This is a genomic window from Arthrobacter sp. ASL1, assembly GCF_056680475.1.
In genome coordinates this window covers 1,002,970-1,016,055 of the sequence record NZ_CM155284.1, presented here as the reverse complement: position 1 = coordinate 1,016,055, position 13,086 = coordinate 1,002,970, and the positions used below count along the sequence as shown (strand labels likewise).

Sequence of the window (13,086 nt, the reverse complement as noted above, 5' to 3'; positions counted from 1 at the left end):
TGATCAGGACCCCCTTGAGTTGAACGGCTGATGAGCCGACGTTACGGATGGGTCACTCCCCTTCCCGGCAGCGACAAGACGACCGTTGGGATAGCCTGCAGTCCCGCTGCACATCGGAGTCGCTGCCATGTCCCCAACCGTCTGGGACCCATAAGGTGAGGGCAACGGGGACGCGTGGTCAAGAAATGAAAAACGCCGTTACCACCACAGTGGCATGTGATGATCTGGGGAGCTGGACCCGCGACGCTATCAACGGAAATTCCCAGGGAGGAGTCACACCATGGAACTGGTTTTCGTCCACGGCGCTTTGGTTCGCGACGGAACGTGGTGGTGGCAGCCGACGGCCGACCTTCTCTGGAACCGCGCCCGTATCCGAAGCCGGGCCATCGCCTTGCCGTCATGCGGCGAGACCACGCCCGAGGATGCCCTGGGCGGCTTGGCTGCCGATGCCGACGCACTTCGGCGTGAGCTCGACTCCGTGGATTCGGCGATAGTTGTCGGCCATTCATATGGCGGTACCGTCATCGCCGAAGCCGGAAACCACCCCGCCATCGCGCACCTACTCCTTATCTCGTCCTACCTACCCGAAGTCGGGCAGACCCAGGCCATGATCATGAGCGGTGAGAGCGACCCCGTATCCATTGAGGAGGACGGGGACGGAATGCTGGCCTTGTCCGGCTACGACGCGACCACGTTCGGAGACCGGTTTTTGCAGGACGCGGATAAGCCAGTACGGCACCAGGCATGGGACCGGGTAGCGGAGCAGGCCGCGACGGCATTCATGACGCCCACCAGCGCTGCCGGTTGGAGGGGAGTCGATTCGACCTACATCGTCTGCGGTCAGGACCGCAGCACGTCCGTCGGATTGCAACGCCTTCACGCGGAGCGCGCGACGCGCTCCATCGAGTTGTCGACGGGGCACCACCCGTTCATCTCGCGGCCGGACCTGGTCGTCGAACAGATACAGGTACTGTTGCCGCACGATTGAGTCGTGGGGCGATATGCCAGATGGTGCCGTTGTCGTATTTCTTCAAGACCGGGGCGGACCAGCGGACGTTCACTGGGGGAGTAGCCCATCCAGGAAAGGCCCCCACCATGACCACCAAACCCACAGCCGCCGGGGAATTGACCGCTCCTGCGAACGGAGACCACACCACCAACGGTGTGCCCCACGGATACACCTCGCTGACGCCGTTCCTCGTGGCGCAGCCGGCCACCGAGGCCATCGCCTTCTACCGCGAGGTCTTCGGGGCCACCATCCTCACCCAGATGCCCGGCGCCCCGCTGCCGGATGGCACGCCGACCGTCTCGCATGCAGAACTCGATTTCGGCCAGGGGGTCCTGCAACTGGGCGATCCGATGGAAGGCAACGGACTCAAGCCGCAGGACCCATCGGCAGTGAACGGTTCGATCTGCGTATACGTGCAAGACGTGGATGCCGTCGTGGCCAAGGCCGCGGAGCGTGGTGCCACCATCGCCGAACAACCTTCGAACTTCGTTTCGGGTGATCGCTTTGCCAGCATCATGGATCCCTTCGCGCGGCGCTGGAGCATCATGACCCGGGTGGAGGATCTGTCCCGCGAGGAATCCGAGGCACGCGTCAACGTGTGGTTGGAGCAGTTCCTGGCTGGCGGAGATACTGCGTAGGGGTCATACCCGTCACCGTGGAGAAATCACGCGAAAAGTGCGCCTGGTCCGCATAACCCAGCGCATACGCCAGCCGGGCCAGGTCTGGGCCCGCGCCCTGCGACAACCGGTGCGCGGCCTCCTGGAGACGGCGTCGCTGGATCAGCCACTTGGGTGTGAGTCCGAGTCGATCATGAACGAGCCGCTGCAGCGCGCGCTCGCCGAGTCCGAACCGAGAGGCGAGGACACGGACCTGCAGAAGACCGCCGTCGTTCTCCACCTCGTCCGCGATCCGGTTGATGAGCAACCCGTCGTCGTCCGCGCCGTCCGGCAGGCGGGAAGCCAGCCAGCGCTCGAAGATTTCCAGGTACGACGGCGGTGCTTCACTGTCGCTGTTTTCCTCGGGGCTGGGTGATTCTGGCTGGCTCGTGCCCAGCGACTCGGCGATTGCGGCTCCCACGGTGAATCCGATGGCCCCTGCCGGACGGCTGGCGTCGGCCAGCTCGACCATGGGCAGATCGGAGAGCAACGCGCCGGCGGCCGGCTGGAACAGCACCCCGAACCCGCTGCCCCGCCCGGCCAGACGCTTGCGACTCAGACCCGTTACCGGCCCGAACAGCCGGCCCTGCGGATCCGGCGTTGTCCCGCCGACTTCGACTACCAGGTTGCACGCGGGGTATGCGAGGATCCGCTGCTCATGGTCGGACCTCTCGGGAATGTCCCAGTGCGAGATCCAATAATGCCGGACCAGTCCGGCCAACGCAGGCGCGGGATCGAACCGCTCGAGGTGGACCTGTCCTGGTCCGGCAGGGCGGAGGGGACCACGGCTGGTGGGCATGGGGACATCGTCGCAGGGTCGGCGCCGTGATACCAGCCCCCGGCGGCGCCGAGGTTACTGGCCCTCGAGTGCCGGTTTCCCGGTGCGGACCTCGTCATGTGATTCCGACTGCGCGGAGTACAGGGCTTCTTCATTTTCGGGACTGATGCCGCGACGCCGTTGCCAGCGATTCACATAGGCGACGAGGAATGGTGCCACGAAGGCCGTGGTCACGACGGCAGCGGCCACTTGCGAGGTGGCGACGTCCTGCATGCTCAGGAAGCTGGGGTCAACGGCCGCCACGGCCGCGGGGGTGGCGATCGCATTGCCCGCAGTGGTTGCCTCGGCGGCGCCGGCGATCAGGTTCCTCGTCGGGCGCGGGTGGCGACGAATCACGTGCCACAAGTAGAGGAAGAGGATGGCAGCGCCGCCGGACAGGAGCACCGTCGCCAAGCCCAAGGCGATGCCGATGGTTCCGGAGGAGAACAGGACGCCGAAGTTGATGCCGGCGCCCAGCGCGAACGCGGCGAACGGAATGATCAGCTTTTCGCCCGGTGCCATGAAGTCGCGGAAAATCGTGCTCAGATTGCCGAAAACGAACCCCAAGATCATCGGAAGCACAGCTGCCAGCAGCGCCATGAGGGGCATGTCCGCGAGACCGGCCGCACCCAGCGCGATCAACGTGAGGAAAGGCCCATCATTGATCGACAGGACGGAAATGGCTCCCTTGTCGGTCTTGTTGCCGAACTGGCTGGTCAGCGCCACATAAAGGGAGCCGTTGGAGTTGGACATCGCGGCGATGATGGCCAGCGGGACGAGGCCCCACAAGGTGCCCTCGGGGGTCAGAAAGGCCACTCCCAGGCCGACGGCGACGGCCACGAGGTACTTGCCAAGGATGAGTGCCAGACCCTTCTCAAGCGAGGGAACGGCAGCCTTGACGTCGATTTGGGCTCCAATGGACATGAAGAACAATCCAATGAGGACCGGGGCGCCGGACTTGAACAAAGCGGTGGTGAAGCTGCCGATGTCCAAAACGGACGGAGCAAAGGTGTTGACGACGGCGCCGAGGAACAAGGGCACGATCATCAGCGCTCCGGGGAGCTTGTTGATGTAGCGGATTACGGGATCCATGGTTGATGTCCTCACAAGGGAAAGGGGGCAGCGGGCATGGCGGCGCCCGCCGTTGGGTCAGCTAACTCGTGGCTGGTGCGTTGCCTGATACGAGACAGCGAATGGGTGGAGTGCTCGGCGGCTGGTCGCGGCTAGTTTTTCGCCACTCTGGACGTGTGAGCCGCGCCACTATGGCTGCTGTCCACCAAAGTTAGTGGAATTTCTGTCACGCGGGAAATACTTATTTCGACGTCATTGAAATGCCTGAAGTCCTAATTGGTCCGCGGAGACGAGGTGCTGGTGGTCTGCTGCCGGAGGCGGCGCGCGTGTGACAACGGCGAATTTCGTAGATGACAGGCCGATGGATACAGTGGCACCACCGACCGACCATGACGCGGATCACGCCGACGTGATTCCAAAGGACCGAGTGACATGCCCACGACGAGTGACATCTTGAACGACGCCCTGGAGCTGCTCAGCTCGACCGCGCCGGATGACGCGAGCGTCGAGGCCCGCGGCCTGCGCGCCCACGCGCGGGTCCTGGCCATGGTCGAGATGGCCCGCGAGGCCGCCCGCACCCGCCGCGAGCAGCGCATCGCCAACCTGCTGTTACTTGCCCAGCTCGACAAGAAGGACGCGGGCTGGGCACTGAAGGAAGCGCGTCGGCTGCTCTTCGAAGACGGGGATCCCGCCACCGGAAAGCTCCGGGCCGTCGGCGGCGTCGCCTAACCACCGGACGTGCCGGGGCGCCGCTGCGTAGGGCGCCTCGATGCGCGGATCAGTTGTTCTTGCCGGCAAGTCCAGAGATGCATCGACCAAGCAGGTCGCGAAGCTGCTCTTTTTCCTTCGGGTCGAGATCGGCATGCATGCGGTCGGGAAGGCCCCGCATACGGCTTACCGGCGCGAGGCACGGGCGGCCAACGCCCGTGCCAGGTCCTCCTCGGCGTCCGGACCGGGTTTGATGCCGCCCGGGATGCGGAAGAAGAACGCGGCGCCGACCACCCACCACAACCCGAACAGGATCCACGGTGCCGCATCCAGCGAAGCCGGCATGCCGGGCAGGTACAGGCTGGTCAGCCCCAGGCACAGCACGGCGGCCAGCACTCCGATGACCAGACCGCCCTTGCCCTTGCCACCCACGCGGAGTGGCCGGTCCATGGCCGGCTCCCGGCGGCGCAGCAGGAGGAATGAAACAGCCACCAGGAAGTAGGCGATCACGATGCTCGGGGAACCCGAATCGACCAGCCAGCCGAGCATGGCCTCTCCGAAGAACGGTGCAGCCACCGACAGGGCACCGATGAACAGGAGCGCATTGGTGGGTGTGCGGAAGCGGGGATTCAGCCGTCCGAACCATGCGGGGAGCATCTGCGATCGGCCCATTGCGAAGATCAGCCGCGAGGCGCCGATGAGGAACGAGTTCCAGGACGTGATGATCCCGGCGATGCCACCGGCGACCAGGACCTTGCCCATGACGTCGCTGCTCCAGAGTGCTGCCATGCCGTCGGCCGTCGCCAGATCGGAACCGGCCAACTCGCCCACGCCCATCGAGGACGCGGTCGTCAGCACCACCATGATGTACCAGATGGCGGCCATGATGACCGAGACGACGACGAGCTTGCCGACCTGCCGCGGCGGGATCTTGACCTCCTCGGCCGACTGCGGGATGACGTCGAACCCTACAAAGAGGAAGGGCACGACGACGAGGACCGTCAGGAAGCCCGCGGTACCGCCGGTGAACAACGGCTGCAGGTTCCCCGTCTCGCCGCCGACGAACGAACCGGTCACCAGCATCAGCCCCACAATGAGCAGGAAAATGACGGCGAAGGTCTGGGCCGCGCTGGCCAGCTTGATCCCCACGATGTTCAGGATTGTCAGGAGTGCCGCCGCGCCCGCGCCCACGAGCGCCCAGCTGAGGAAGACCTCGGATCCGGCGATCTCCCAGAGTTTCACCGACTTGAGCCCCGGGAAGAGGTAGAGGGCGGTGCGCGGCAGTGCCACTGCCTCGAAGGCAACGATGGTGATGTAGCCGCCGGTGATCGCCCACGAACAGATGAATGCCCATCTGGCCCCCATGCCGCGGATGACGTAGTTGTGCTCGCCGCCGGCCAGCGGCATGGCCGCGACCAGTTCGGAGTACGTCAGTCCCACCAGCGCCATGATCACACCGCCGGCGGCGAAGGCCAGCACCGCGCCCATCGTTCCGGCCGACTCGAGCCAGCCGCCGGTCAGCACGACCCAGCCGAAGCCGATCATCGCCCCGAAGCCGATGGCGAGGGTATCCCAGCTGCCCAGCGCCCTGATCAGCGAGGTGCCCTCGCCGGATTTACCGTGACGGTCGACGTCGGTCTCTGACATGGGGCCTCCTCGCGAACTGTATGTCCGGGAAGCCTACGGTGTGTCCCCGGTCACTGGCGAGGGGTGGAGTCGATAACCGGCTCGTGGGGGAAGGCCAGCAGTGAGCCCGATGCCGTCGCGACCGCCTTGCCGTGCCGGTCCACGATCTCGCCCTCGGCGAAGGCCACGCGGCGGCCAGGCTTGGTGACCCGGCCGGTGCAGACCAGCGGACCGCTGTCGAAGCGAACCGGGCGCAGGTAGTTCACCTTGATCTCGATCGAGGTGTAGCCCAGGCCGGCCGGCAGGGTGGAATGGACGGCGCAGCCCAGCGCGGAGTCCAACACGGTGCATACCAGGCCGCCGTGGACCGTGCCGATGGGGTTGTAGTGCGAGGCGTCGGGATGGCAGGTGAACGTGACCGAGCCCTCCTGGACATCGGTGAGCTCCATGGCCATGTGGCCGGAAATGGGCGCCGAGGGCAACTCGCCGGAGGCCATTTTCTGCAGGTATTCCAGGCCGGAGAGGGTCGGCATCGCGGCCAGTGCCTCGTCGACGTCGTGCCAGCTGATGGTCTTTTCGCGTCGTGTCATGCCGGCCCCCTACTTCACGGCGTCGGGCATCGGGACGTTCTGGACCCTGAGCTGGCCGCGGGCGAGCACCTTGGTGGTGGCGGTGTCGCTGATGACGACGTCCCACAACTGCTGGGTCCGTCCCTGATGCAGGGCGCGCGCCTCGACGGTGGCGTGGGCAACGGTGGCCGGCCGGAGGAAATCGGTGGCGTTGTGCACCCCGACGGCGAATTGCCCGCGGTCGAGCACCGCCTGGCTGGCGCCGATGCTCGCGGCGCTTTCCACCAGCGTCGTGTAGACGCCGCCGTGGACAACGCCCCATGGTGTGTGGTGGTCCTCGTTCAACTCGACGTGCCCACGCACCAACGTCGCGGTGGCCTCGTCGACGACGAGTCCGGACGCGGCGACGAACCGGCTGGCGGCGGCGAGGGTGACATCGGGGATGGCTGGGGTGTCGGTCATGGTTGAACTCCTGGCAGCTGGCTTCTACGATTGAAGTCAGCCTAGGGTGCCGGCATCCGGCCGTCAATCACCGGCAACGACCCGCGAAGGAGTGGCCCATGCAGTGGCTTGAGTACGACACCGCCCAGTGCTCCATCCAACGCACGCTCGAGGTGATCGGGGAGAAATGGACCTTCCTGGTCCTGCGGGAGGCCTTCAACGGTGTCCGCCGCTTCGACCAGATCCGCGATCACGTCGGCCTGTCCGACTCGATCCTGTCCGACCGTTTGCGCAAGCTGGTGGCCGCCGGCCTGCTGTCCGCGGAGCCCTACCGCGAGGCCGGACGCCGGACCCGGCGCGAATACCGGCTTACCGCGATGGCTGGTGAGCTCTACCCGGTGTTGATCGGCCTGCTGCAGTGGGGAGACCGCCACGCGCCATCGCCGTCGGGCCCCTCGGTGATCGTGTCGCACCGCGATTGCGGGGAACCCGTCGAAGCAGTGGTCCGCTGCGCGGCCGGTCATGTGCTCGACGGACCGTCCGCCGGACAGGTGGATCCGGGCCCGGGGGTGCGGCGGGTGGCTTCGGCGGCGTCTGCCTCCTAATGCGGTCGGCAATGCGGTCGGCGTCGGCGGCAGCGCTCACTCCGTAGCGTCGCGAACCGCCGCGTGGAGATCACCAACGCGCGATGGGGGCCACGTCGGCTGCGGCACGTCACGGTGCTGGTTGGCGCCGGCAAATCGTGGCAGGGTGGGACCAGTCGCCGGGGCGCCCGTTCCTGCCGGCGGCACGACCCCGGGAGAAACCATGACCGCCATCCACGTCACCGCCTACGGCCCCCTGGATCGGCTCCTTGTCGCCGAGGATTCCGGCCCCACCGGGGTCGGCGAGGGCCAGTTGCTCGTGAAGGTGGCCGCCGCCAGCATCAACGCGGTCGACGCCGGCATCGCCGAGGGCGCCATGGCCGATGCCGTCGAGCTGGACCTGCCCTTCACGCTCGGCGGCGACTACTCCGGCGTTGTCGAGAAGGTCGGCCCCGGCGTCCAGGGCTTCGCGGTGGGCGACGCGGTGATCGGCCAGGCAGGCGTGGTGATGGGCGGCACCGGCAGCTTCGCCGACCGGGTCGCCGCTCCGGCCATGTTCGCCGCCCACGCCCCGCGCACCATCCCGCTCATCGAGGCCGCATCGCTGCCGCTGGTCGGCGCCAGCGCCGTGCAGGCCGTGGGATCCCTGGCCCCCGCGCCGGGGCAGACCGTGCTCGTGCTCGGCGGTGGCGGCTCGATCGGCAGCATCGCCGTCCAACTCGCGAAGGCCGCCGGTGCCCGCGTCATCGCCAGTGCCGCGGGACCCGACGCCGACTTCGTCGCAGAACTGGGCGCCGACGAGGTCCGCGACTACACCGACGACTCCTGGCTGGACGATCTGACCGGCATCGATGCCATCCTCGACGCCACGCCCGGCGTCGATCCCACCCGCTACTACCCTGTCCTGCGCGAGGGCGGCACCATGGTCTCCCTGCTGACCCAGCACGACGCCGGTGCCTCCTCCGCTGCCCGGGTCATGGCCTCCACCCAGATGACCATGCCCATCACCGAGACCCTCGACCGGCTCGTCGCTGCGGTCGACGCCGGCCGCGTCACCCTGCGCATCGTTGCCACCCTGCCGCTGGCCCGGGCCGCCGAGGGGTTCGAGATCGACGTGACCACCGCCGGCAAGGTCCTGCTCGTCCCCGGCCGCTGAGCGCAACGGGGCACGGGGAGAACACATGGACGTCCGGCAACTGACCTATTTCCTGGCCGTGGTCGACCATGACGGGTTTGGCCGCGCCGCCGAGCACCTGATGATCGCCCAGCCCTCGCTGTCGCAGACCATCAAGACCCTGGAGCGCGAGGTCGGGTTGCCGCTCTTCCACCGGGTCGGCCGGCGGGCGGTGCTCAGCGAGGCCGGCCGCGAACTCATCGGCCCCGCCCGCACCGTCGTGCGCGACCTGCAGGCCGCGGGCATGGCCCTGGATGCGCTCAAGGGCGTGCGCAGCGGCAACCTGGACCTGGTCGCCATGCCCTCGCCGGGCGTCGAACCGCTGACCACCATGCTCGCCGACTTCACCACCCGGCACCCGCAGATCACCGTCAACGTGGAGGCCGCCTTCACCGTGGACGACGTCGTGGCCTCCATCCGCTCGGGCAGCACGGAAGTCGGATTGCTGGGTTCGGACCGCCCCCTGCGCCCCGCAGGCGTCGACGTCCTCGAACTCGAACGCCAACCGCTGATGCTCATCGTCAACCCGCGGGCGGACAGCTTCGGCGATGGCGAGGTGCTCCGGCGCGAGGACCTGGGCGGCCACCGTGTCATCGTCTCGCAGCGGGGATCGCTGATGCGTTGGCTGGTCGATGACATGCTGGCCGCCGGCATCGAGGTGGAAATCGCCGTCGAGGTCGCCCACCGCACCTCCATCCTGCCGCTCGTCCTGGCCGGGGTGGGCCACGCGGTCATGCCCTCGTCGTGGACGGCGCTGGCCCGCCAATCCGGGCTGCGGGTGCTCCGGCTCGAACCGGTGGCGGATCTCCACGTGGCCGTCGCCAGCCGCCGGGCGGACCTCACGCCGGCCGCCCGGGCGTTCCTCCGGGTCGCGGCCGACCATGCCGCCGCAACGACGTCAGACATCGAGACATAGGAGATCCCTATGTGGCGTATGCGAAACAAGTCTTGGACGCTATGGGCTGCTTCTTGCTCTGATGGATTCAACGTCACGACCCTGTGACCCGCAGCACGTTTCCCAAGGAGCACCACCATGACCCAGCGTTTCACCATCGCCTCCATCCCCGCAGACGGCGTGGGCCAGGAAGTCGTCGCGGCAGGCCGCCGCGTCCTGGACACCATCGCCGAACAGTCCAACGGCGACATCGCCTTCGACTTCACCGAATTCCCCTGGGGCAGCGACTACTACGCCCGGCACGGGGTCATGATGGCCCCCGATGGCCTCGAGGCGTTGAAGGACTTCGACGCCATCTACTTCGGGGCCGTCGGCTGGGAGAACGTCCCGGACCACGTCAGCCTCTGGGGCCTGCGGCTGAACATCACCCAGAACTTCGACCAGTGGGCCAATATCCGCCCGGTGAAGTTCCTGCCCGGGGTGACCTCGCCGCTGCGCAAGGCCGACGACACCGAACTCGACTGGATCGTCGTGCGCGAGAACAGCGAAGGCGAATACGCCGGCCTGGGCGGGCGCAACCTCGCCGGCCGGGGACCCGGCAACGAGATGGCCCTGCAGACGTCGCTGTTCACCGAGAAGGGATGCGAGCGCATCATGCGCTTTGCCTTCGACCTGGCCCGCACCCGCACCGTGAAGAAGGTATCCTCCGTCACCAAGTCCAACGCCCAGCAGTACGGCATGGTGCTCTGGGACGAGGTCTTCACGCGCGTCGCCGCCGACTACCCGGACGTGGCCACCGAATCCGTGCTGGTGGATGCCATGAGCGCCAAGTTCATCCTCAAACCCGAGGATCTCTCCGTCGTCGTCGCCTCCAACCTCAATGCCGACATCCTCTCCGACCTCGGTTCGGCGCTCTCCGGCAGCCTGGGGCTGGCCGCCAGCGCCAACCTGAACCCGGAACGCCGCTTCCCGTCGATGTTCGAACCGGTCCACGGTTCCGCCCCGGACATCGCCGGCCAGGGGATCTCCAACCCGATCGGCGCCATCGCCAGTGCAGCCCTGATGCTCGACCACTTCGGCCTGCACGACGAGGCCCGACGCATCGAGGCGGCCATCGAGGCAGCCACCGCCGCCGGGCAGCTGACCCGCGACATCGGCGGAACCGCCGATACCGAATCCGTCACCGATGCCATCGTGGCCGCGCTGCTGCCGCGGCTGGCCACCGTGTAGGAACCCGCCATGACACGCAACCCGCAGCGCCGCGGATCGCTCTTCGCCTACGCCCGCAGCGGCCGGATCTACCGGCAACTGTACTTCTGGGTCCTCGTGGCCATCCTGGTCGGCATCCTCGTCGGCTGGTTGGCCCCGGAAACCGGTCAGGCCATGCAGCCGATCGGGACCACCTTCATCGAGGCGATGAAGATGCTCATCGGCCCGATCGTCTTCCTGACGATCCTTGGTGGCATCGCCAGCGTCGCGGACCTGAAGAAGGTCGGCACCACCGGGCTGAAGGCCCTGGGCTACTTCCAGATCGGCACGATCGTGGCCATGATGCTGGGACTGGTGGCCATCAACATCTTCCGCCTCGGCGACGGGGTGAATGCCGACGCCAGCAAAATCCAGGCCACCGGCAGCGCCGCCGAGCTGATCGAGAAGGGCGAGCACCAGCAGTGGTGGGAGTTCCTGACCCACGTCGTCCCGGGGAGCATGGCCGAGCCCTTCGTCGAGGGCGACATCCTGCAGATCATCTTCATGGCCGTCATCTTCGGCATCGCCCTGAACGCGATCGGCAAGATCGGCGCACCGGTACTCGACATCGTCGAGCGGCTGACGAAGGTCGTCTTCAAGGTCCTGAACATCATCATGAAGGCCGCACCACTGGGCGCCTTCGGTGCCATGGCGTTCGCCGTGGGCAAGTACGGCGTGGAGACGTTGACCAGCCTGGGCTGGCTGATCCTGCTCTTCTACGGGACCTCGATCTTCTTCGTGGTCGTCGTCCTTGGCTCGGTCATGGCGTTCCTGAAGCTGAACATCTTCTCGATGCTGCACCACCTGCGCGAGGAACTGCTCCTGATCCTGGGCACCTCGACCGCCGAACCGGCCCTGCCGGGCCTGATGAGCAAGCTCGAGCACGCCGGGGTCAAGAAGGAAACCGTCGGGCTGGTCGTTCCCACCGGGTACAGCTTCAACCTCGACGGCGCCGCGATCTACCTTTCGCTGGCCTCGCTGTACATCGCGCAGGCGACGAACACGGACCTGACCATCACCCAGCAACTGGGACTGCTCGCGGTCATGCTCCTGACCTCCAAGGGAGCCGCCGGTGTGGCCGGTGGCGGGTTCATCGCCCTCACTGCCACGCTAAGCACCCTGGGCACAATCCCGGCGGCGGGCATCATGTTGATCTTCGGGATCGACAAGTTCATGTCCGAATGCCGCGCCCTGGTGAACTTCTGCGGCAATGCCGTGGCGACGTTGTTCATCGCCTGGTGGGACAAGTCGCTGGACGTCGACCGGGTGCGCAAGGTGTTCCGGGGCGAAGACGTCCCGCCGCTATCCACCGAGACGCCGGCCGAGGGTGGTGACCTCGTGGACGAGTTGGAGCCCGCGGAAGAGCCACGTGGAGGAGCGTCGATCTCGGGCGGCGGCGAAGAACCGGACGGGACCACTGCCGAGCGGGGGAGCAGCGCGGAACCCGGGTCAGGCACCGACCCGGTCTCGGACGCCGTGCGGGCCGGAGTCCGCTGAGCAAAGGTATCCACTGACAAAGGCTGCCGGGCGATGCACGCATCGTCCGGCAGTCGTGGTGTGTGGGCCGGCCGGGTTGGCCGTGCGAACAATCTGTAGACTTTCGCGGACGCGAATGCCTTGACGGGCATTGACGCTTTGGGAGGTCGGTGGGAGGGTGGAAAGGAAGGAAGAGGTAGCCCCCATGAACGACGTCATGAGTCGCGCCGAACCCGAGACCCTGACCCCCGGTGTGTGGCGTGAGAGAGTGCTTGAGGGTTTGGGGCGTCGACTTGACGAGCTGGTCTCCTCGCACGAACTCACCGAGTTCTCGGTCGATTCTGGAAGTGCGGCTGTCAATGCCATGACCGCCGCTGTGCTGACGGCAAGTCGGATCAACGATCGGCTGGGCGCGTTCTACACCACCGACCGGGTACGCAAGGTTCTCGGTGGTGTCTCGCGCCAAGCGGTGAGCCAGCGGGTCCAAACCCGCCGGATGTTGCGCGTGACGACAGCAGACGGGGAAATGCTTTTTCCGGCATTCCAATTCATGGGCCGAAGCATGCGCCCCGGGCTCCAAGACCTCCTGAAGATCCTGCTCGCCTCCGGGGTCGATGGCTGGACGGTCGCCTATTGGCTCACCGCCAAGATCAACCAATTCGGGAACCGCACTGCCTTGGACGTTTTGGGTTCCGGTGATACGGACCGGATTGCGGAGTTGGCCGCACTCGCTGCGGACGACGCCGCCGGTTGGCGTACGGCAGCATGAGCGGAGGAGGGCCGACGGCCGGGGATCGGCCACGATCGGTCAG

The 13,086-nt window shown here is 66.8% G+C and carries 14 protein-coding genes; 9 read left to right on the top strand and 5 right to left on the bottom strand.

Translation table 11 applies throughout. The features are described 5' to 3' along the window. Positions 1-280 precede the first annotated feature (280 nt). Both AC1MEQ_RS04815 and AC1MEQ_RS04810 read left to right on the top strand, forming a co-directional pair. Positions 281-988, top strand: a complete 708-nt coding sequence (locus AC1MEQ_RS04815; RefSeq protein WP_479794443.1) for an alpha/beta hydrolase — start codon at positions 281-283, stop codon at positions 986-988. 107 nt (positions 989-1,095) lie between these two features. Further along, positions 1,096-1,647, top strand: coding sequence for a VOC family protein (locus tag AC1MEQ_RS04810; protein WP_479794441.1), 552 nt, complete (start codon positions 1,096-1,098; stop codon positions 1,645-1,647). Here AC1MEQ_RS04810 and AC1MEQ_RS04805 read toward each other — a convergent pair. Both AC1MEQ_RS04805 and AC1MEQ_RS04800 read right to left on the bottom strand, forming a co-directional pair. After that, positions 1,601-2,464, bottom strand: a complete 864-nt coding sequence (locus AC1MEQ_RS04805) for an AraC family transcriptional regulator (protein ID WP_479794439.1) — start codon at positions 2,462-2,464, stop codon at positions 1,601-1,603. The two genes, AC1MEQ_RS04810 and AC1MEQ_RS04805, sit on opposite strands and share 47 nt — an antisense overlap. Before the next feature lie 54 nt (positions 2,465-2,518). Next, positions 2,519-3,574 carry a 2-keto-3-deoxygluconate permease gene (locus AC1MEQ_RS04800; RefSeq protein WP_479794437.1) on the bottom strand — a complete coding sequence of 352 codons (1,056 nt, stop codon included), beginning with the start codon at positions 3,572-3,574 and terminating at the stop codon, positions 2,519-2,521. Positions 3,575-3,985: 411 nt separating this feature from the next. Here AC1MEQ_RS04800 and AC1MEQ_RS04795 point away from each other — a divergent pair, with 411 nt between their 5' ends. Beyond that, positions 3,986-4,282, top strand: a complete 297-nt coding sequence (locus tag AC1MEQ_RS04795) for a hypothetical protein (RefSeq protein WP_479794435.1) — start codon at positions 3,986-3,988, stop codon at positions 4,280-4,282. A gap of 165 nt (positions 4,283-4,447) precedes the next feature. On the opposite strand, the gene AC1MEQ_RS04790 is transcribed toward AC1MEQ_RS04795, so the two are convergent. From AC1MEQ_RS04790 to AC1MEQ_RS04780, 3 genes are read right to left on the bottom strand one after another with little or no spacing between them, the layout of a single operon-like run. Continuing rightward, on the bottom strand, positions 4,448-5,908 hold the full coding sequence (locus AC1MEQ_RS04790) for an APC family permease (protein ID WP_479794433.1): 1,461 nt from the start codon (positions 5,906-5,908) through the stop codon (positions 4,448-4,450). 50 nt (positions 5,909-5,958) lie between these two features. After that, complete coding sequence (locus AC1MEQ_RS04785) at positions 5,959-6,477, bottom strand: PaaI family thioesterase (RefSeq protein WP_479794431.1); 519 nt, start codon at positions 6,475-6,477, stop codon at positions 5,959-5,961. A gap of 9 nt (positions 6,478-6,486) precedes the next feature. Then, positions 6,487-6,918, bottom strand: coding sequence for a PaaI family thioesterase (locus AC1MEQ_RS04780; protein WP_479794429.1), 432 nt, complete (start codon positions 6,916-6,918; stop codon positions 6,487-6,489). 98 nt (positions 6,919-7,016) lie between these two features. On the opposite strand from AC1MEQ_RS04780, the gene AC1MEQ_RS04775 reads away from it, so the two are divergent. From AC1MEQ_RS04775 to AC1MEQ_RS04750, 6 genes are all read left to right on the top strand, one after another. Next, positions 7,017-7,502, top strand: coding sequence for a winged helix-turn-helix transcriptional regulator (locus AC1MEQ_RS04775; RefSeq protein ID WP_479794427.1), 486 nt, complete (start codon positions 7,017-7,019; stop codon positions 7,500-7,502). Positions 7,503-7,704: 202 nt separating this feature from the next. After that, positions 7,705-8,637: an NADP-dependent oxidoreductase gene (locus AC1MEQ_RS04770; RefSeq protein WP_479794426.1), complete on the top strand. Its 933-nt coding sequence runs from the start codon at positions 7,705-7,707 to the stop codon at positions 8,635-8,637. A gap of 25 nt (positions 8,638-8,662) precedes the next feature. Beyond that, a complete protein-coding gene (locus AC1MEQ_RS04765; RefSeq protein ID WP_479794424.1) occupies positions 8,663-9,571 on the top strand; it encodes a LysR family transcriptional regulator in 909 nt (302 codons plus the stop codon). Positions 9,572-9,688: 117 nt separating this feature from the next. After that, a complete protein-coding gene (locus AC1MEQ_RS04760; RefSeq protein ID WP_479794422.1) occupies positions 9,689-10,780 on the top strand; it encodes a tartrate dehydrogenase in 1,092 nt (363 codons plus the stop codon). A gap of 9 nt (positions 10,781-10,789) precedes the next feature. Further along, a complete protein-coding gene (gene dctA / locus AC1MEQ_RS04755; protein ID WP_479794421.1) occupies positions 10,790-12,295 on the top strand; it encodes a C4-dicarboxylate transporter DctA in 1,506 nt (501 codons plus the stop codon). A 184-nt stretch (positions 12,296-12,479) separates the two neighbouring features. Beyond that, positions 12,480-13,043, top strand: a complete 564-nt coding sequence (locus AC1MEQ_RS04750) for a hypothetical protein (protein ID WP_479794420.1) — start codon at positions 12,480-12,482, stop codon at positions 13,041-13,043. Positions 13,044-13,086: the final 43 nt, after the last annotated feature.